The sequence below is a fragment of the Flagellimonas oceanensis genome, assembly GCF_003992595.1.
In the GTDB taxonomy this organism is placed as follows: domain Bacteria; phylum Bacteroidota; class Bacteroidia; order Flavobacteriales; family Flavobacteriaceae; genus Flagellimonas; species Flagellimonas oceanensis.
Map to the genome: position 1 here is coordinate 53367 of NZ_RZNA01000047.1, position 19867 is coordinate 73233.

At 43.9% G+C, this 19867-nt stretch carries 14 protein-coding genes and 1 riboswitch; of the genes, 11 read left to right on the forward strand and 3 right to left on the reverse strand.

The features are described 5' to 3' along the window. Positions 1–112: 112 nt before the first annotated feature. The 4 genes from EO132_RS13270 (at position 113) to EO132_RS13285 (ending at position 6867) form a co-directional block, all read left to right on the forward strand. Positions 113–1093, forward strand: coding sequence for a pyruvate dehydrogenase complex E1 component subunit beta (locus EO132_RS13270; RefSeq protein ID WP_127138326.1), 981 nt, complete (start codon positions 113–115; stop codon positions 1091–1093). A 154-nt stretch (positions 1094–1247) separates the two neighbouring features. After that, the gene (locus tag EO132_RS13275) at positions 1248–3743 is read left to right on the forward strand and encodes a DUF5686 family protein (RefSeq protein ID WP_127138327.1); all 2496 of its coding nucleotides are present in this window, start codon (positions 1248–1250) and stop codon (positions 3741–3743) included. A 76-nt stretch (positions 3744–3819) separates the two neighbouring features. Continuing rightward, positions 3820–4347: an inorganic diphosphatase gene (locus tag EO132_RS13280; protein ID WP_127138328.1), complete on the forward strand. Its 528-nt coding sequence runs from the start codon at positions 3820–3822 to the stop codon at positions 4345–4347. A 117-nt stretch (positions 4348–4464) separates the two neighbouring features. Beyond that, positions 4465–6867, forward strand: a complete 2403-nt coding sequence (locus tag EO132_RS13285) for a sodium-translocating pyrophosphatase (RefSeq protein ID WP_127138329.1) — start codon at positions 4465–4467, stop codon at positions 6865–6867. Between the two features lie 79 nt (positions 6868–6946). Here EO132_RS13285 and EO132_RS13290 read toward each other — a convergent pair whose 3' ends face one another. The 3 genes from EO132_RS13290 to EO132_RS13300 all read right to left on the reverse strand — a co-directional run bounded on the left by EO132_RS13290 (position 6947) and on the right by EO132_RS13300 (position 9788). Next, complete coding sequence (locus EO132_RS13290) at positions 6947–7663, reverse strand: energy transducer TonB (RefSeq protein WP_127138330.1); 717 nt, start codon at positions 7661–7663, stop codon at positions 6947–6949. A gap of 140 nt (positions 7664–7803) precedes the next feature. Then, positions 7804–9072 (reverse strand): serine hydrolase domain-containing protein, encoded by a 1269-nt coding sequence (locus EO132_RS13295; RefSeq protein ID WP_127138331.1) that lies wholly within the window; start codon positions 9070–9072, stop codon positions 7804–7806. Positions 9073–9170: 98 nt separating this feature from the next. Then, positions 9171–9788, reverse strand: a complete 618-nt coding sequence (locus EO132_RS13300; protein WP_100817325.1) for a deoxynucleoside kinase — start codon at positions 9786–9788, stop codon at positions 9171–9173. A 322-nt stretch (positions 9789–10110) separates the two neighbouring features. Here EO132_RS13300 and metK point away from each other — a divergent pair, with 322 nt between their 5' ends. The 7 genes from metK to EO132_RS13335 all read left to right on the forward strand — a co-directional run bounded on the left by metK (position 10111) and on the right by EO132_RS13335 (position 19794). Beyond that, positions 10111–11364, forward strand: a complete 1254-nt coding sequence (gene metK / locus EO132_RS13305) for a methionine adenosyltransferase (protein WP_127138332.1) — start codon at positions 10111–10113, stop codon at positions 11362–11364. Between the two features lie 106 nt (positions 11365–11470). Next, positions 11471–13405, forward strand: a complete 1935-nt coding sequence (locus EO132_RS13310; protein WP_205780365.1) for a CocE/NonD family hydrolase — start codon at positions 11471–11473, stop codon at positions 13403–13405. A gap of 111 nt (positions 13406–13516) precedes the next feature. Beyond that, positions 13517–13621: riboswitch (SAM riboswitch) on the forward strand. 80 nt (positions 13622–13701) lie between these two features. After that, a complete protein-coding gene (gene thrA, locus EO132_RS13315) occupies positions 13702–17085 on the forward strand; it encodes a bifunctional aspartate kinase/homoserine dehydrogenase I (protein ID WP_127138333.1) in 3384 nt (1127 codons plus the stop codon). Further along, complete coding sequence (locus EO132_RS13320; RefSeq protein WP_127138334.1) at positions 17082–18254, forward strand: trans-sulfuration enzyme family protein; 1173 nt, start codon at positions 17082–17084, stop codon at positions 18252–18254. Before thrA ends, EO132_RS13320 begins: the two co-directional genes overlap by 4 nt. Before the next feature lie 55 nt (positions 18255–18309). Beyond that, a complete protein-coding gene (locus tag EO132_RS13325; RefSeq protein ID WP_127138335.1) occupies positions 18310–18717 on the forward strand; it encodes an RrF2 family transcriptional regulator in 408 nt (135 codons plus the stop codon). 178 nt (positions 18718–18895) lie between these two features. Then, complete coding sequence (locus tag EO132_RS13330) at positions 18896–19159, forward strand: DUF2061 domain-containing protein (RefSeq protein ID WP_127138336.1); 264 nt, start codon at positions 18896–18898, stop codon at positions 19157–19159. Between the two features lie 11 nt (positions 19160–19170). After that, on the forward strand, positions 19171–19794 hold the full coding sequence (locus EO132_RS13335; RefSeq protein WP_127138337.1) for a phosphoadenosine phosphosulfate reductase domain-containing protein: 624 nt from the start codon (positions 19171–19173) through the stop codon (positions 19792–19794). Positions 19795–19867 lie beyond the last annotated feature (73 nt).

The following is a 19867-nucleotide window of genomic DNA, read 5'->3' on the forward strand; positions in this document are numbered from 1 at the left end:
CATGCATAATAAATTTTGTTCTTTTTTTGGATTATGGTCAGGCAAATTTCGGGTAGTTTTTGCTATTTTTGCTTGCGTTTTTAAGCAGACTATAAATATTTAGTACGATTCAATGAAAACATTACAGTTTAGGGAGGCGATAGCCGAGGCTATGTCCGAAGAAATGCGAAGAGATGAGAACATTTACCTGATGGGCGAGGAGGTAGCCGAATACAACGGTGCTTACAAGGCTTCCAAGGGCATGTTGGATGAATTCGGACCGGAGCGTGTTTTGGATACCCCCATTTCAGAACTTGGTTTCGCCGGTATCGGTGTGGGTTCTGCAATGAACGGCAATAGGCCCATTATAGAATTCATGACGTTCAACTTCTCTTTGGTGGGAATTGACCAAATCATAAACAACGCCGCGAAAATCCGTCAAATGTCCGGAGGGCAGTTCAATTGCCCCATCGTATTTAGAGGCCCAACCGCTTCTGCTGGACAGTTGGCCGCTACACACTCCCAAGCTTTTGAAAGCTGGTATGCCAATACGCCAGGTCTTAAGGTGGTGGTTCCTTCGAACCCAGCCGATGCCAAAGGTTTGTTGAAATCGGCGATTCGTGATGACGATCCCGTGATTTTCATGGAGTCAGAGCAAATGTACGGAGACAAGGGCGAGGTGCCGGAAGGAGAATACACAATCCCTTTGGGTGTTGCCGATATTAAAAGAGAGGGTACGGATGTGACCATCGTTTCTTTTGGAAAAATCATCAAAGAGGCCTACAAAGCCGCCGATGAATTGGAAAAAGACGGGATTAGCTGTGAAATCATCGATTTGAGAACAGTTCGCCCAATGGACCATGAAGCCATCTTGACCTCTGTGAAGAAAACCAACAGAATGGTAATTTTGGAAGAAGCATGGCCTTTTGGTAATGTGGCCACCGAAATCATCTATCATGTCCAGGACAAGGCATTCGATTACTTGGATGCACCTATCGTAAAATTGAACACTGCGGATACGCCCGCTCCATACTCACCAGTACTTTTGGCAGAGTGGTTGCCCAACCACGAGGATGTCATCAAGGCTGTTAAGAAAGTGTTATATAAGCTATAGAATCATATTTGTAAGGTATATTAGCCCTGTCAACTTTGTTGATGGGGCTTTTTTTAGGGAATATTTTTTGATTAGAAACTACTTTGAACCAAATTTGACCTAAATATGAATTGGGAAGCAATTGTGTTTTCCCAATCGTCCCTTACATCTGCCTATGAAAAGATTCCTTTCCGTCTTTTTTCTCCTATTTATCACTTGTGTTGCCGCACAGACCAAAATCGAGGGTGTCGTTACCGATGATACCGGTATGCCCATCGCCTTTGCGAACATCATTTTCGTTAATTCCTCCGAAGGCACCATTACCAACGATAATGGTCGTTTTTACATGGAGTCTGATGAAACCTACGATGCCATCAAAGTATCCTTCATCGGGTATGAGACTTTGGAAATCCCATTGGAGGAAAAGGTAAACTATGGTATGGAGATCGTGCTCGCGGAATCTGCTGAGCAGCTACAGGAAGTCGTCATCTATACGGGGAAGCAATCCAAAAAGAACAATCCAGCGATTGATATTCTCCGAAAAATTTGGGCCAAAAAAAGGGAGAACGGCGTACGCAAGTTCAAGCAGTACCAATACGATAAGTATGAGAAAATCGAGTTTGACCTCAATACCATTGACAGTGCCTTGATCAAAAGCAAACTTTTCAAGGGGCTGGAATTCATGTTCGAGGATTTGGATACTTCCCGAATCACGGGAAAGACCTATTTGCCCATGTTCCTGAACGAAACTTTTTCCAAAGTGTACGGGGATAATGTGCTGGATAAAGAGAAAGAGGATGTACTGGGCAATAAAAACTCTGGATTCAGTGGCAATCAGGCCATAACCGCCTTTGTGGAAGATCTCTATTCCGATTACGACATTTACGACAACTACCTTAAGTTTTTTGATAAGAGTTTTACCAGTCCATTGTCCAAGACCGGGGTTGACGTCTATAACTATGTTTTGTCCGACAGTACATATATTGATGATAAATGGTGCTACAATATTATTTATTACCCCAGGCGAAAGAACGAACTCACGTTTAAAGGGGATTTTTGGGTAAACGATACCACCTACGCCATCAAGAAGATCAATATGCAGGTCACTAAGAGTGCCAATATCAACTGGGTAAAGGATATCTATATCGAACAGGATTTTGAGGTGGTCAGTGATTCGGTCTTTCTCTTGAAGCGTGATTATATGTTGAGTGACTTTAGTTTCTCCAAAAAAGAAGAATCGCGTGGAGTCTACGGTAAGCGGACCACTGTGTTTGACAATTACAATTTTAATAACCCACGACCAGAAGAGTTTTATAAAGCTGTGGCCGACCCTTATGACCCAAGGGTGTTCTCGCAAGACAGTGTTTTTTGGAAAAATGCGCGTTTGGAAAGCTTGAACGAGGATGAATCGGGAATATTCAAGCTGTTGGATACCTTAAAGACCGTTCCCAAGTTCCGAACCTATTATGATATTGTGAGTGTTTTGGGATCGGGGTATATCGAAATCGATAAATGGAACATCGATATCGGGGATATTTACAGCACTTTTGGCTATAACGATGCTGAAGGGATTCGGATGCGAGCCGGGGCACGGACGTACTTCGGACAGAACGATATGTGGCGCTTGGAAGGCTATATGGCCTATGGATTTGATGACAAAAAATTCAAGCACGGATTCTCGGGCAAGTTTTTGCTGGACAGAAAGAACCGGCTCATCATTTCGGGGGGGAACCGAAGGGATATCGAACAGCTGGGGCTAAGTTTGACGAGTACCAACGATGTGATGGGGCGGAGCATCGCTTCATCTTCTTTGGTGACGGTGGGGTCCAACGACCGTTTGACGAACATCAATCTTTCCACACTCAACTTTGAGATGGAACCCGTGAAAAATTTCAGAATCAATGTGGGAGGCTCTTTCCGCACACTGAGTTCTGCCCTGCCCGATGCTTTTAGTCTGGATTATGTGGACCCTAATTCGCCAACGGGAATCGCATCGGAAGTGAAACAGTTTGACTTGAGTACCACATTGATCTACACTCCCGGCAAGCGCACCATTGGATACGGGGTGGAGCGTTCCAATATCAATGATGATTACAGTACCTTGATTTTAAAATACACCAAAGGTGTGGATGGTTTCCTGGAAAGTGATTTCGACTATGAGAAAGTCCAGTTCTCCTACCGACAACCCTGGCAGATTGGAGGTTTTGGTCGCTTGACCAGTAGTGTGGAACTGGGTAAAACCTTTGGGGCCGTGCCTTTGGGCCTGTTGAGCGTTATCCCTGGAAACCAGACCTTGTTCTCGTTGTACAATGCATTTCCCAATCTGGATTTCTACGAGTTCGTCACGGATACCTATGCTACGGTGCATTTGGAACATAACTTCAACGGGCGTTTGTTTTCCCGGATTCCTTGGATGCGTAAACTCAATCTCAGGGAAATTGTCGGAGTAAGAGGGGCATGGGGTCAGCTTTCAGAAGAAAACATCGCTCTGAGCGCTCCCACGAACATTCCTTTGATGGCACCCGATGACCAAGTGTATTGGGAATATTCATTTGGTGTGGGCAACATCTTCAAAATACTGCGTATAGACTTTAATTTTAGAGGGAATTACCTCGAGAATCCAGATGCAAGGGCCTTTGGGATAACCGGAACTTTCGGATTTAGCTTTTAATTCACACGAAACGGGCAATTTATGGGGGCTATTCCAGTTATACTGGTTATTTTTGCATAATAAATTTATCACTAACATGTCTAAAAAACCACGTATTACCTTTGATGTACTGGTAGAAATTCCCAAAGGTAGCCGAAACAAGTACGAATACGATTTTGCCCTTAACAAGATTCGGTTCGATCGAACCTTATTTTCTTCAATGATGTATCCTGGCGATTATGGATTTATTCCAGAAACCTTGGCCTTGGATGGCGACCCATTGGATGTATTGGTTCTTTGTACCGAACCAACTTATCCCATGGTGGTTGTGGAAGTGAAACCAGTTGGGGTTTTCCACATGACAGATGAGAAAGGTCCTGATGAAAAGGTGATCTGTGTTCCTGTTTCCGATCCTATCTGGAGCAAAAGAGATGATATTAGTGAATTGAACCCACACCGATTGAAAGAAATCGAACACTTCTTCCAAGTGTACAAAGATCTGGAAGAGAAGAAAGTAGATACCGGTGGTTGGGGAGATGTCAACGAAGCCGTTAAAATCTATCAGGAATGTGTACAACGTTACGAAGATAGCGACCACAAAAAGAGGCGCGCCTTCACGATATAGATTACATAAGAATAACTTTAAAAAAATGCGCTTTTAATAATTAAAGGCGCATTTTTTTTATTACTTCGTATTTTATTACATTAGCTGGCATTAAAAAAATTCTAAACAATCTAACCTATGGATTTAATCGTAAAATTTTTGCCTGTATTTGGTGTCTTGGCACTCCTTTATGTGTTCATCAAGAACGTATGGATTTCAAAACAAGAGGTGGGGGACGAAAAAATGGCAAGGATTGCCAAGAACATTGCCGATGGGGCAATGTCATTTTTAAAGGCCGAGTATAAGATACTGAGCATCTTCGTTATTTGTGTGGCCGTTCTGCTCTTCTTCAAGGGAAGTAACGAATCCGGCTCCAACGGTATGGTGGCCATCTCTTTCGTGGTGGGGGCCATTTGTTCTGCTTTGGCAGGTTTCATCGGGATGAAAGTCGCGACCAAGGCCAATGTAAGAACAACCAATGCAGCAAGAACATCTCTTGGTAAAGCACTCGAAGTCGCCTTTGCGGGAGGCGCTGTGATGGGACTTGGAGTAGTAGGCCTTGGAGTTCTTGGATTGAGTGGACTGTTCATGATCTACAGTGGACAAGGTTGGGAAATCGCCGAAGTTTTGAATGTACTTTCCGGTTTTTCGCTTGGAGCCTCGTCCATTGCACTTTTTGCCCGTGTGGGTGGAGGTATTTACACCAAAGCCGCCGATGTTGGCGCTGATTTGGTAGGGAAGGTAGAAGCGGGAATTCCTGAGGACCACCCTTTGAACCCTGCAACCATTGCGGATAACGTTGGGGACAACGTAGGGGATGTTGCCGGTATGGGTGCTGACCTTTTTGAGTCGTACGTAGGTTCCATAATTGGTACCATGGTATTGGGGGCGGTTTTCGCTGGATTACCGGAATTTCAAGCTGCTTTTGATGGGTTAGGAGCCGTATACTTGCCATTGGCTTTGGCTGCGGTCGGAATCATTATGTCGATTATCGGAACATTCTTTGTTCGAGTCAAAGATGGTGGAAACCCACAGACCGCCTTGAATATTGGAGAATTTGGATCAGCAGGTTTGATGTTGGTCGCATCCTACTTTATAATCAATGCCATGCTTCCTGAATCTTGGGTCGAAGGCGGAAAAGAATTTACTTCCATGGGCGTTTTCTTGGCAACGATTGCCGGTCTGGTGGCCGGATTGTTGGTTGGAAAAGTAACAGAATATTATACAGGAACGGGAACCAAACCCGTAAACTCCATAGTACGTCAGTCAGAAACAGGGTCGGCAACCAATATTATTGCTGGTCTGGGTGTGGGTATGATGTCCACTGCCATCCCGATCATATTGATTGCAGCCGCGATATTGGTATCCCATCATTTTGCGGGACTCTATGGAATTGCAATCGCAGCAGTGGGAATGTTGGCCAATACGGGTATTCAGCTTGCCGTTGACGCCTATGGACCCATTTCTGATAACGCTGGTGGTATCGCCGAAATGGCCGAACTCCCTGGGGAAGTCCGTGATAGAACGGATAAATTGGATGCCGTGGGAAACACCACTGCAGCTATTGGTAAGGGATTTGCTATCGCCTCCGCAGCTTTGACTGCATTGGCACTTTTTGCCGCTTTCATGAAGACAGCCGGAGTGCAATCCATCGACGTTTCCCGTCCGGATATCATGGCGGGATTACTGATCGGGGGAATGCTTCCTTTCGTGTTCTCTGCCCTTTCGATGAATGCGGTGGGTAGAGCGGCCATGTCCATGATAGAAGAGGTTCGTCGTCAGTTCAATGATATACCGGAACTAAAGGCGGCTTTGGGAATCATGCGCAAGCACGATTCGGACCTTACAAAAGCCAGTAAAGAGGATATGGAAATTTTTGAAGCAGCCGATGGTAAGGCAGAGTACCAAAAATGTGTGGAAATCTCCACTCAGGCTTCCATTAAGGAAATGGTGCTACCTGGCTTATTGGCTATCGCAGTGCCGGTAGCCGTCGGATTTATTGGTGGGGCCGAAATGTTAGGAGGTCTTCTAGCTGGTGTTACCACGGCCGGGGTGCTTATGGCCATATTCCAATCCAATGCCGGTGGCGCATGGGACAATGCCAAGAAAACCATAGAAAGTGATGGTCGCAAAGGTAGTGATGCCCATAAAGCAGCAGTAGTGGGTGATACCGTAGGTGATCCTTTTAAGGATACATCGGGCCCTTCCTTGAATATTTTACTTAAATTGATGTCGGTAGTGGCATTGGTCATTGCCCCTAGTTTGGTAAGTCTCTCGCCAGCTGATGAAGTAAGTATGGTAAAAGAAGATGGAACCATGATTGCCATTACCGAAGAGGGAATGAAGGAAACCAAAGCAGTGGAAAAGCAAATCCGTGTGGAGGTGAGTAATACTGCTGATGGTGCCTACAAAGCCGTGATTACTTCAAGTTCCAATGTAGATGGAGAAGTTGTGGAGGAAACCAAGGAACTTATGGCTGACACCAAAGAAGAATTGGAGAAAAAAATACAAGAGTATAGGAGTGCTAAGGCAAAGAATTAGCTAGTACTTTTGAAAACTGGAAAAACCACGCCAATGGCGTGGTTTTTTTATGCTGTCACTTCGAGCGAAGTCGAATGTGTTAGTTCAATTTAAATGTGATGGGGATTGAATAGGGCACTTTCACAGGTGTTCCTCTTTGTTTTCCGGGTTGCAATTTGGGCAACTTGGAGATGATACGGGCAGCTTCTTTTTCCAAACTTTCATGTGGTCCTTTAAGCCTTACGTTGCCAATGCTACCATCCTTTTGAACAGTGAAAATGACACTTACCCTGCCTTGCAATCCCATTTCCTTGGCAATGTCCGGGTATCTGAAATTCTTTCGAATATGTTTCAGCATGTGTTCTTGAAAGCAATCTCTTTTGTCCTCTTCGGTTTTTTCATTTTCACAGCCTGGGAATACAGGAGCATTTTCAATAAGGATAAAGGGAACTTCATCAGGAATGTCATCCTCGGCAACATCAATGGATTCAACATCGGCTATTTCCGTTTCTTGGTCGGTTTCCGATGGTTTGATTACATCCTCAACAATATCTTCATCATCATCGGCGATTTCAATTTTGGGTGGTGCTTGAATTTTGGGTTTTGGAGGTTCTGGGATTTTAAGTTTGACAATGGTTGCGTCTTCAATCAAATCCTCGTCGATATTTAATTCGCCTACGTCCCAAGAATCGTCTTGGTAATAGGTTTTCCATTCCAAAGCCATATAGGCCATGAACAGTACTAGGGTCATCCCTACAAAAAAATAGAGTAGACTGTTTCGTTTTACCTCCAGTTGTGGAATTTTTTTCGGTTCCATAATTTTCAAAGTTTTGGGCCTGAAAAGGCGTAGTTAATAGCAGTGGGTTCATCCCAACTCTAAACTACTTTGAAAAAGAACCGAAGTAAACCGCCAATGAGTGAACGGGCTATTTGGTTGAGGGAAACGGAAATAAGGGTTTAATGCATTATCGCTTGATAGATCAAAGCACGTAATTTTCCATGATCGTCAATGTCGCCTGCGGGAATCAATTGGGTAAAATACACCACTACCATTTCCTCTTTGGGGTCTACCCAATAGGAGGAGTGATAGGCACCTCCCCATGCAAACTCACCTTCGGAGCCCAATTCGCCTCGAAGCCCCAAATCTTCAACAGTGGAAAAGCCCAATCCAAAACCTTGTCCTTCATCACGGGGGAAAGGAAGGTGGTTGGTGGTCATCAGTTCCACGGTTTTACGAGAAATAATACGTTTGCCATCAAATTCACCCTTGTTGAGCATCATTTGTAAAAATCTGGCATAATCCATGGAAGTACTCAAAAGACCTGCGCCTCCTGAAAAACTTTTTCTGGGACCATCAACATATGCTCCTTGTCCCACCATACCACCAGGATTCGGTGCGCGCTCCAATCCATTTTCCGTAGCCGAATAAACGGTTGCCAAGCGTTCCCTCTTTTCTAAAGGGAGATAAAAATGGGTGTCTACCATGCCAAGAGGGTCCAGAATGTTCTTTTTAAGAAAAACATCAAGGGATTCACCTGAAACAACTTCAATCAACGCTCCAAGAATATCGGTGTTGTAGCCATATACAAACTTTGTTCTGGGTTGAGACTCAAATGGAAGTTCTGCCATTCGATTTACCGTTGCTTGGATGGGCTCGTCGCGGTCGGCAAAATACCAACCTTGGATTTTGGCTTCTTGCCATAAGTCCGCTGCGATTCCATATCCATAAGAAACCCCGGAAGTATGGGTGAGCAGATCACGAATGGTTATGGGTCTGTCAGCCTCGACGATTTCGTATGGGCCATCATCCTTGGCCACTGCTACTTTCGTCTCCATAAAGGCAGGCATATATTTTCCAACGGGATCTGTGATCAATAGTTTCCCTCTTTCTTGAAGCATCATGATTCCTGTGCTGACAATGGCCTTGGTTTGTGAGGCTATCCTGAAGATGGAGCCCTTGGTCATGGGGACATTGTTCTCGATATCGTTTTTGCCAAAGGATTCAAAATAGGCGATTTTACCTTTTCGAGCCACAAGAATGGTGGCGCCGGATAGTTCATCATCATTTATATAATCCTGAAAGATTTGTGTCAAATAGTTCAAACGCTCAGAAGATAGCCCCACATCTTCGGGGCTTGTTTTGGTCAGTTCCTGTGCGTTGGTGCTGAAAAATAGAAGAAGTGCAAACGCAAGGGTTGCATATTGAATCTTTTGGAATGCTTTCATGTGATTGTATAGGTTTGATTAAGGCGTAAAGCGTGGCTAAATATACCCAATATCCAATTCACAATGAATTTTAAAAGAATACCTGTTTCTTAAAGTGATTACTCAAACAACCCGTGAATCTCCCCATCGATACGGTTGATGACTTCGCCCAAATCCTCTGGGTTGTCCACAAAATCGAGATTGTCCACATCAAAAATGAGCAATTTGCCTTTTTCGTAGGTGTTTACCCAAGCTTCGTAGCGTTCGTTCAAACGGCTGAGGTAATCAATGGAAATGGAATTTTCGTAATCACGCCCTCGCTTGTGTATTTGACTTACCAGATTGGGAATAGAACTACGGAGATAGATCATTAAATCCGGCGGTTGCACCAAGGTTTCCATTAATTCAAAAAGACCTTTGTAATTCTCAAAATCACGGTTGGTCATAAGGCCCATCGCGTGCAAGTTGGGCGCAAAAATATGGGCATCCTCGTAAATGGTCCTGTCTTGGATGACACTCTTGCCACTTTCCCTGATCTTTAAAATCTGACGGTACCGGCTGTTCAGAAAATAGATCTGAAGGTTAAAGCTCCAACGTTCCATCTGGGTGTAAAAATCATCCAGATAAGGATTGTCCACCACATCCTCAAAATGGGCCTCCCATTTATAGTGTTTTGCAAGTAAGTTTGTCAAAGTGGTTTTTCCAGCGCCAATATTTCCTGCTACAGCAATATGCATGGGATGTGATTGTTTTAAGTTGGTGTTTATGGATGAGGGAATTTCTAATCGTCGCAATATACAAAGTATATCCGCGTGAAGAAAAAAAACTGGTTCAAATGGACCATCTTGTTTTAGTGACTGACAAAGTTTTAAAATATGTTCCAAATATGTACTTTTGCGCATCAAAACGAGGAAAGATTTGACTGATTGCAACCTCGGTTACCCGTAAAAGGTATACGAAAAATGCTAAAGCAGTTCGTGCCGGCCTCCGTTGGCATCTCTTCATCAAGGGCTAGAACTTCTTCGCACTTCTGTCAAATCTTCATTTTAAAAAAGAGAAATGGCGTATTTGTTTACATCAGAATCCGTAAGTGAGGGGCATCCGGATAAGATCGCGGATCAGATCAGTGATGCATTGTTGGATAATTTTTTGGCCTTTGACCCCGAGAGCAAAGTGGCGTGCGAAACCATGGTGACCACCGGTCAAGTGGTGTTGGCAGGTGAGGTAAAGAGCCATACCTATGTGGATTTGCAGAGCATTGCCAGGGAGGTCATAAACAAAATTGGCTACACCAAGGGCGAATATAAATTCAGTGGCGATTCCTGTGGGGTCATCTCATTGATTCATGAGCAATCGCAGGACATCAACCAAGGTGTTGATCGCGGAACAAAAGAGGAGCAGGGTGCGGGCGACCAAGGAATGATGTTCGGCTACGCCACAACAGAGACCGACAACTACATGCCTTTGGCATTGGATATCTCGCACAAGATTTTGGAGGTGCTCGCCGATTTAAGAAAAGAGGGGACACGAATCCCCTATTTGCGTCCCGATGCAAAGGCCCAAGTGACCATTGAGTATTCAGATGACAATGTGCCGCAACGGATTGATACCATTGTGGTTTCCACCCAACATGATGAATTTGATTCGGATGAGGCCATGTTGGCCAAGATCAAGTACGATATCATCAATATCTTGATTCCCGAGGTAAAAAAATTGCTGCCCGAGAGTATTCAAAAACTCTTTACCGACAACATCAAATATCACATCAACCCAACCGGGAAGTTTGTAATTGGTGGACCGCATGGCGATGCGGGTCTTACCGGAAGAAAAATCGTGGTGGACACCTACGGGGGAAAAGGGGCCCATGGAGGTGGGGCTTTCAGTGGAAAAGACCCAAGCAAGGTTGACAGAAGCGCAGCATATGCCGCTCGTCATATGGCCAAGAACTTAGTGGCGGCAGGCGTCGCCGGCGAAATTTTGGTACAGGTAAGTTATGCCATTGGGGTAGTGGAACCCACATCTATTTTTGTGGACACCTATAAATCTTCCAATGTGGATATGACCGATGGGGAAATTGCACAAAAGGCATCCGAACTCTTCGATATGCGACCATTTGCCATTGAAGATCGCCTTAAGCTTCGTAATCCCATTTATTTGGAAACGGCTGCATACGGTCATTTGGGCAAAGAACCCAGAACCACGACGAAGGTTTTTGAATCTCCCTATAACGGAAGAATCGAAAAGGAAGTGGAGCTTTTCACATGGGAGAAATTGGATATGGTAGACAAGGTAAAAGAGGCTTTTGGTTTGTAAACCACCATTGAAAACATGGACGGAAAGGAGCTTTGTCAAGGCTCCTTTTTTTATTGGTATACTAACACGAACTTTAGTAGCTTTAGCATATCAAAAAATAACAAAAATGAGAAGTTCGGTTAGAATTCTGTTCCTATGTATTTTAATGTTGACGGTAACCGTCAGTTGTAAAAAAACCGTAAAGACCGAGGTGCAAGAAGTAGACACCTACGTGGTCGACAATTACACCAAAAAAGAGGTGGACATTGAAATGCGGGACGGGGTAAAACTGCACACCACTATCTATGCTCCAAAGGATACTTCCAAAGCGTACCCCATTATCATGCAGCGTACCCCATATAGTTCCAGACCGTATGGAGAGGGGAATTTAAGGACGAGAATCGGTCCCAATGAACATTTGATGAAAGAGGGGAACATCATCGTTTACCAAGATGTCAGGGGAAGATGGCTCAGTGAGGGACATTATGTGAATATGCGCCCCTACATTCCCAATAAGACCTCCGATGATCAGGTGGATGAAAGTTCGGACACCTATGATACCATTGAATGGTTGGTGAACAATGTGGAGAACAATAATGGCAACGTAGGTATTTGGGGGATATCCTACCCTGGTTATTATGCTACCTACGCGACAGTTGATGCACATCCTGCCTTGAAAGCAGCTTCGCCACAGGCCTGTATCGGGGATTTCTTTTTTGATGATTTCCATCACAATGGAGCTTATCTGTTGAGCTATTTCAGGGCCACCTCACTTTTTGGAACCCCGAGACCCAATGGGGACCAGCCCATAGATACAGCTTGGTACACGCTTCCCAATCTGCCCACAGAGGATCAGTACCAGTTCTTTTTGGACGCGGGACCATTAAAGAACCTGGACCATTTCTTTGAATATGAAACCGCCGATACCCCGACCATGCGTCCCGAAGGTGTGACCGATGATTTCTTTTGGAATGAATTGAAAGAACATCCCAATTACGATGCCATGTGGCAAAGTAGGGGCCTGATCCAGCATTTGAAAAATGTAAAGAGCAGTGTTGCGACCATGATTGTAGGAGGATGGTTTGATGCAGAAGACCTTCATGGTCCGTTGGAAACCTATAAAAATATTGAAGAATACAACGAAGACAACTACAATACCATGGTGTTCGGGCCATGGGATCACGGAGCTTGGGCCAGAACAAAGCAACGAAATGCCGTGGGCAACTACTATTTCGGTGATTCCATATCCCTATTCTTCCAGAAGGAGATTGAGACCAAGTTTTTCAATCATTTCCTAAAAGGAGAGGGTAATGGAAATTCTGGATTGCCCGAGGCCTATGTGTTCGATACAGGCAAGAAAGAGTGGAAAAAATATGATGCTTGGCCGCCTGAAAACGCTGTTAAACAGACCATGTACCTCTCCGATGACCAAGAACTCACATCAGAACCCAAGGAAACCACGGGAATTCAGTTTGTCAGCAATGTAAAGAAACCCGTTCCCTATTCCGAAGATGTGAAGACCGTTTTCACACCGAGAAAATATATGACCGATGATCAGCGTTTTGCGGCAAGACGCTCGGATGTCCTGGTTTTTGAAACCGATGTGATGGAGGAAGACCTTACTTTGGCCGGGGATATTTTGGCCAAACTGAAAGTGGCCACTACAGGCACCGCGGCCGATTGGATCGTGAAAGTTATCGATGTGCACCCAGCCGATGCCGAAACCAATGAGGAAATGCAGGATCATCTTAAGATGAGCAATTACCATTTAATGGTAAGGAGCGAGGTGCTCCGTGGTCGATTCCGAAACAGCTTTTCCGACCCGGAACCGTTTACGCCCAATCAAAAGACCGATGTGGACATCAAGCTTCAGGATGTGTTCCATACCATTAAAAAAGGACACAAATTGCAGATTCAGGTGCAGAGTACTTGGTTCCCACTAATCGATTTGAACCCACAGACCTATGTGGACAATATCTTTAAGGCGGACGAATCCGATTTCAAAACCCAAACCCATACCGTATTTACCGATTCCAACATTGAGTTCACGGTGTTGAAATAATAAAGTGAAGAGTTTCGTGGGACAGTGCAATTGATGAAAATTTCCCAAAAGATTAGGAAAATCAATCTTTCCATCAGTATATTTGTCCCACGAAGTTCAAACACGTATTGTTAGTTATCAAGAAAGGTGGAGGGAATAGACCCGTTGAAGCCTTAGCAACCCTTGACGCTTGTCATGAAGGTGCTACGTTCTATCCCATTTGGGAATAGATAACATCACAGGTAGTTTCTGCCCCCTTCTTTCTTATAACCTTTACTATTATTAATTGTTGACCCTAGGGGTCTATTGTTGTATATATGGATTTAAGGCATTTGGCCATATCGGATTTTAAAACATTGAACGGGTCCGTTCAAGAGATAAAGTTGTCGTACCAGGTTTTTGGAAAACCCTTGGGTACTGCGCCCATCATCTTGGTAAACCATGCCCTTACCGGCAACTCAAACGTGGCAGGAGAAAATGGATGGTGGTCCGATTTGATTGGTGATGGGAAATGTATCGACACGGAGAAGTACACGATTTTATCCTTCAATATCCCTGGAAACGGTTTCGATGGATTCATCATCGAAAATTATAAAGATTTTGTAGCAGGAGATATTGCCAGAATATTCCTCTGGGGATTGGAACAATTGCAAATCGATAAACTCTTTGCCATCATCGGTGGTTCGCTTGGAGGTGGAATTGCTTGGGAAATGACGGCCATTAACCCAAATATTACGGAACATTTGATTCCTGTGGCATCTGACTGGAAATCCACGGATTGGTTGATTGCCAACTGTCAGATTCAGGAGCAGTTCTTGGTAAATTCGAAACAACCTGTGCATGATGCACGTATGCATGCCATGTTGTGCTACAGAACACCAGAATCCTTCAAGGAAAGATTCAAAAGAAGCACTAACGAAGAGTTGAAAGTGTTCAATGTGGAATCTTGGTTGATGCACCACGGTAAAAAATTACAAGAGCGCTTCCAATTGTCCGCTTATAAGTTGATGAATCAACTGTTGAAATCCATCGACATTACAAGGAATGGGGAAGAAGCTTTCAAGGCATTACAAGATAGCGATACCAAAATCCATATTATCGGGGTGAATTCCGATTTGTTCTTTACCGCGGAAGAGAATAAGGAGACCTTTAAACGTTTGGCGCAGGCCAATACAAACGTTACCTATGGTGAGGTTCAATCCGTGCATGGGCACGATGCCTTTTTGATGGAGTTTGAACAATTGGAGAAACTTTTGGAGACCGTTTTCCAGAAGAATACGGAGCGCATCAAAATATTGAAGTTTGGAGGCAGATCCTTGGCCAATGGCGAGGGCATTGAGCGTGTATTGGACATCATCCGTAAAAGGCGGAAAAATGCAGAGCACTTTGCCGTAGTGGTATCTGCTCGGGGCAAAGCGACCGACCAATTGGAAAATCTGTTGGAGAAAGCGGCCAAAGGAGTTGATTTCAAAGAGGATTTAAAGAAATTTGCCGATTATCAGAAAAACAATTTTGATGGCGTTGACATTGATGAAGAATTGGCCGCCATTGAAAAAATATTGAATGGGGTTTCCTTAACGGGCGATTACAGTCTCAAGACGAAGGATGAGGTACTGTCCTTCGGTGAACTGTTGTCCGCCAAATATGTAACGGCTTCCCTTACCGCATCCGGGGTAAAAGCAGAGCTTTTGGATTCCAGAAAGTTGATTTCAACAGATGACAATTATAGCAATGCAGAGGTGGATCAGAGTACATCCAAAGAAAATGTGCTTCGCTATTTCCATGAATTGGAGAGTGGCACAATTCCAATTGTTACTGGGTTTATCGGTTCCAATCGAGATGGTTCGACCACAACCTTGGGTAGGAACGGCAGTAATTATTCAGCAGCCTTGTTGGCCAACTTTTTGGATGCAGGCGAGTTGATCAATTACACCCATGTGGACGGTATTTTCACAGCCAATCCTGATTTGGTGGCCGATGCTAGGTTGATTGACGTTATATCCTATGGTGAGGCCAACGAGTTGGCCAATTTTGGGGCTAACATTCTACATGCGAAGACCATCATCCCATTGATAGAAAAAAATATTCCGTTGCGCATCTGCAACACCTTCAATGATGACAATGAGGGCACCTTGATCGGTCCAAAAACCGATAATGGTGGCATCAAGTCACTTTCCGTGCTGGACAATATGGCCCTTATCAATTTGGAGGGTAGGGGGTTGCTGGGTAAAGTCGGTGTGGATATGCGCATTTTTAGGGCATTGGGCCAAAATGGTATCAGTGTGGGTATTGTTTCGCAGGGGTCTTCTGAAAGGGGCATTGGTCTTGTGGTGGATGCTTCTAAGGCGGATAAGGCCAAGAAAGTGCTCGACCAAGAATTTGAGACGGATTATTCTTCCAAGGATATCAACCAGATTTCCGTGGTTAAGGATGTTTCCGTGATTTCCATTGTGGGTATGGATTTGAGCAGTTTCCATAAACCCTTCAATGCCTTGGCAAAGAACCAGATTACACCGTTGTTGTTCAATAATACGGTTACGGGGAAGAACGTGAGTATGGTCGTGAAAAAAAATGATTTGAACAAGGCCATCAATGTCATTCATGGACAGATTTTCGGGATAGCCAAGAAAATCAATTTAGCATTGTTCGGTCATGGAAATGTTGGGGGTACCTTGATCAGCCAAATTCTGGATTCAAAAACCAGTATTGAGGACCGAAAAAGCATCGATTTAAAAGTGTTTGCAGTAGCCAACTCGCGAAAGGTGCTTTTGGATGCTTCAGGAGTTGGGTCTGATTGGAAAGAACGTTTGGAAAAAGAAGGGCAGCCATATCAAATCGAGGACATTACCGCTTTTGCCAAACAACATCATCTGGAAAACCTGATCGCTGTGGACAATACGGCGAGCAAAACATTCGTGGAGCAGTATGAACCTTTGATTGGCCACGGTTTTGATTTGGTTTCATCAAACAAAATAGCCAATACGTTGAGTTTTGAGAAATATAAATCCGTTAGAAGCTGTTTGGATAAAAATCAAAAACAATATTTGTACGAAACTAACGTAGGGGCAGGGCTCCCATTGATAGATACCATCAAATTGCTTCATTTGTCCGGTGAGAACATTACCCGAATCAAAGGGGTGTTCTCGGGGTCGTTGAGCTATATTTTCAACACCTTTTCGGAGAAAGATGTTTCTTTTTCAGAAATTGTAAAGGAAGCTATGGAGAGTGGGTTTACCGAACCTGACCCAAGAGAGGATTTGTCTGGAAATGATGTGGGGAGGAAGTTGCTGATTTTGGCTAGGGAATTGGATCTTCAGAACGAATTTTCGGATATTGATGTACAAAACCTGATTCCCGAAGAGCTTCAAGCTTTGGATTTTGAAAAATTCATGGAGCGAATCGGCGAGATGGATAAAATGTATAAGGAAATCAAAGAGAATCAAGAACTAGGTCACGTACTTCGTTACGTGGGCGATTTGCACGGGGATTTGCAACAGGACAAAGGAGTTTTGGAGGTTAAATTGGTTTCGGTGCCCAAGCAAAGCGCTTTGGGCCAGGTAAAAGGTTCTGATTCCATCATTGAAATTTATACGGAATCCTATGGAGAGCATCCTTTGGTAATTCAAGGAGCGGGAGCTGGAGCAGCCGTGACGGCAAGAGGAGTATTTGGTGACATTTTAAGAATAGCAGAAAAGATATGAGCAAGCAAGGCAAGAAATTTGAGACACAGGCAATAAGAACGCAAATGGAGCGCAGTCAAAATTTGGAGCACTCCAGCCCCATTTATATGACATCAAGCTTTGTTTTCGAGGATGCGGAGGATATGCGTGCCTCCTTTGCGGAAGAAAAGCAACGGAATATTTATTCCAGATATTCCAATCCCAATTCAAACGAGCTCATTGAAAAAGTATGCAAGATGGAAGGTGCGGAAAATGGTTTTGCCTATGCCTCGGGTATGGCCGCCGTTTTTTCAACCTTGGCCGCTTTGCTCGATGCTGGTGATCATGTAATATCTTCAAAAAGTATCTTTGGCTCTACACATACCCTCTTTACCCAGTTTTTCCCGAAATGGAATATCGGGACGAGTTATTTTGATGCCAATAACCTGTCGGAAATTGAAGGATTGATTCAACCCAATACCAAAATTCTTTATGCGGAAACCCCGACCAATCCGGGGGTAGATGTGTTGGATTTGGAGGTGTTGGCGAATATTGCCAAAAAGCACGACCTTATTTTTATTATCGATAACTGCTTTGCCACGCCTTATCTGCAGCAGCCCATAAAATTCGGTGCGGACTTGGTCATCCATTCAGGAACCAAATTAATGGACGGTCAGGGAAGGGTTCTGGCCGGAATTACGGTGGGTAGTGGCGATTTGATGGACAAAGTGTATCGTTTTTCCCGAATTACCGGACCTGCCTTGTCGCCTTTTAATGCCTGGGTACTTTCCAGAAGTTTGGAAACCTTGGCCATCCGCGTGGATAGGCATTGCGAAAACGCTTTGAAGTTGGCAACTTATCTGGAAGGACATGATAAAATTGAATGGGTAAAATATCCATTCTTGAAATCACATCCCAAGCACCAGATCGCCAAAAAGCAAATGAAAGCAGGTGGTTGCGTGGTTGCCTTTGAGGTAAAAGGAGGTCTGGAAGCAGGTAGGGAGTTTTTTGATAGCATACAATTATTATCCCTATCGGCCAACTTGGGGGATGCTCGAAGTATCGTGACCCATCCGGCATCCACTACACACAGTAAGTTAACCACAGAAGAACGTAATGCCGTGGGAATCTCGGATGGAATGGTCCGGGTATCGGTGGGCTTGGAACATATCGATGACATTATTGCGGATATCGAGCAGGCTTTGGGGTAATCTTTCTATCGGTTATTTAAAGAGGTAGATTGTTAATTTTCCCTATATTCGTGTGATGCTCTCCAAGAAGACAAAATACGGACTCAAAGCACTTGCCTATCTCGCAAAAGTAAAGGACAGGGAGCCTGTTCAGATTGCGGAAATTGCCAAGTGCGAGAATATTTCACAGAAGTTTCTGGAAAGTATTTTGTTGACCCTTCGAAGAAATGGACTTTTGGGTTCCAAAAAAGGAAAGGGTGGGGGGTATTACTTGATCAAAGAGCCGCATGAAATTCATATGACCACCGTAATGCGAGTTCTTGAAGGACCGATTGCGATGGTGCCATGTGTAAGTCTCAATTTCTACGAAAAATGCGACGATTGTCCCGATGAGGAGGAGTGTTCAGTGCACAAATTAATGCTTCAGGTTAGGGACAGCGCTCTGGACGTTTACCGAAACAATACACTGGCTGATTTACTTTAAACAATTGTTCTAATCCCTTCTGCAGGTTTAAAATCTTCAAAATTCAGGCCTTATTTTCGATAATCTACCAAAACTATGGGATAAAAGTGATTTTAAGGTTCTTTTTGCTTTTTGTTCTAAAAAATAATTTTACTTTTGAATTCCCTACTTATCCGATAGGGTAATTAAAATTAATAAAATGATTACTGATCAGTTGATAATAAAAAACGAAAAGGAGCAAAGTACCTATACCAAGGATAGTGCATCGGAAAGTCCGAAAAGGAGTATTGTTAAGTCCATTAGTTGGAGAGTAGTGGGCACCTTGGATACCATATTGATATCCTGGGTGGTTACAGGTACCCTTAGTTTGGCATTCTCAATAGGGTTGGTTGAATTGGTTACCAAAATGGTGCTTTATTTTTTTCACGAAAGAATTTGGAACTCCATCAAATGGGGTAAATAAAATCAAGATCGATGGCATTGACTCAAGAAGAAATTAAAAATTTGAACCGGCAGTTTAAGGGCATTCCCCCCGAGGAAATTATTTCTTGGGCAATCAATCATGGAAAAAAACCGGTGGTAACCACCAATTTTAGGCCCTATGAAGTAGCTATTTTGCACGCGGTGACCGAAGTTGATAACAGTATACCGGTAATTTGGTGTGATACGGGTTATAATACCCCGCAAACCTATAGGCATGCAGAAGAGTTAATCACTAGATTAGGTCTTAATGTCAAGCTTTATGTGCCCAAACAAACCAGTTCCCATCGTGATGCCGTAATGGGAATCCCTCAAATTGATGATCCTTTGCACAAGGAGTTTACCGAGCAGGTAAAGTTGGAACCGTTTCGCAGGGCAATGGATGAGCACAAGCCGGATGTATGGTTTACCAACCTTCGCAAGGGTCAGACAGCCCTCAGGGATTCATTGGATGTGTTGAGTTTGAGCAAGGACGGTGTTTTGAAAGTAAGCCCATTCTATCATTGGAGCGACACCCAATTGGATGCCTATTTGAAAGAGCAGGGGTTGCCCAACGAGCATAAATATTTTGACCCAACAAAAGTATTGGCCAACCGTGAATGCGGGTTGCACACATAAATAAAAATAAATTATTGCCGATTACATAGGTAATAGAAATTAAAAGATATAGCCTTGAGCACACTTGCAGAAG

What these genes read in the sequence shown, in the direction of transcription:
- EO132_RS13325 (WP_127138335.1), top strand. Translation starts at nt 18,310, where the DNA reads ATGCTCTCCAAGAAGACAAAATACGGACTCAAAGCACTTGCCTATCTC.
- EO132_RS13335 (WP_127138337.1), top strand. Translation starts at nt 19,171, where the DNA reads ATGGCATTGACTCAAGAAGAAATTAAAAATTTGAACCGGCAGTTTAAG.
- EO132_RS13310 (WP_205780365.1), top strand. Translation starts at nt 11,471, where the DNA reads ATGAGAAGTTCGGTTAGAATTCTGTTCCTATGTATTTTAATGTTGACG.
- EO132_RS13285 (WP_127138329.1), top strand. Translation starts at nt 4,465, where the DNA reads ATGGATTTAATCGTAAAATTTTTGCCTGTATTTGGTGTCTTGGCACTC.
- EO132_RS13290 (WP_127138330.1), bottom strand. Translation starts at nt 7,663, where the DNA reads ATGGAACCGAAAAAAATTCCACAACTGGAGGTAAAACGAAACAGTCTA.
- thrA (WP_127138333.1), top strand. Translation starts at nt 13,702, where the DNA reads ATGGATTTAAGGCATTTGGCCATATCGGATTTTAAAACATTGAACGGG.
- EO132_RS13295 (WP_127138331.1), bottom strand. Translation starts at nt 9,072, where the DNA reads ATGAAAGCATTCCAAAAGATTCAATATGCAACCCTTGCGTTTGCACTT.
- EO132_RS13300 (WP_100817325.1), bottom strand. Translation starts at nt 9,788, where the DNA reads ATGCATATTGCTGTAGCAGGAAATATTGGCGCTGGAAAAACCACTTTG.
- EO132_RS13275 (WP_127138327.1), top strand. Translation starts at nt 1,248, where the DNA reads ATGAAAAGATTCCTTTCCGTCTTTTTTCTCCTATTTATCACTTGTGTT.
- metK (WP_127138332.1), top strand. Translation starts at nt 10,111, where the DNA reads ATGGCGTATTTGTTTACATCAGAATCCGTAAGTGAGGGGCATCCGGAT.
- EO132_RS13280 (WP_127138328.1), top strand. Translation starts at nt 3,820, where the DNA reads ATGTCTAAAAAACCACGTATTACCTTTGATGTACTGGTAGAAATTCCC.
- EO132_RS13330 (WP_127138336.1), top strand. Translation starts at nt 18,896, where the DNA reads ATGATTACTGATCAGTTGATAATAAAAAACGAAAAGGAGCAAAGTACC.
- EO132_RS13320 (WP_127138334.1), top strand. Translation starts at nt 17,082, where the DNA reads ATGAGCAAGCAAGGCAAGAAATTTGAGACACAGGCAATAAGAACGCAA.
- EO132_RS13270 (WP_127138326.1), top strand. Translation starts at nt 113, where the DNA reads ATGAAAACATTACAGTTTAGGGAGGCGATAGCCGAGGCTATGTCCGAA.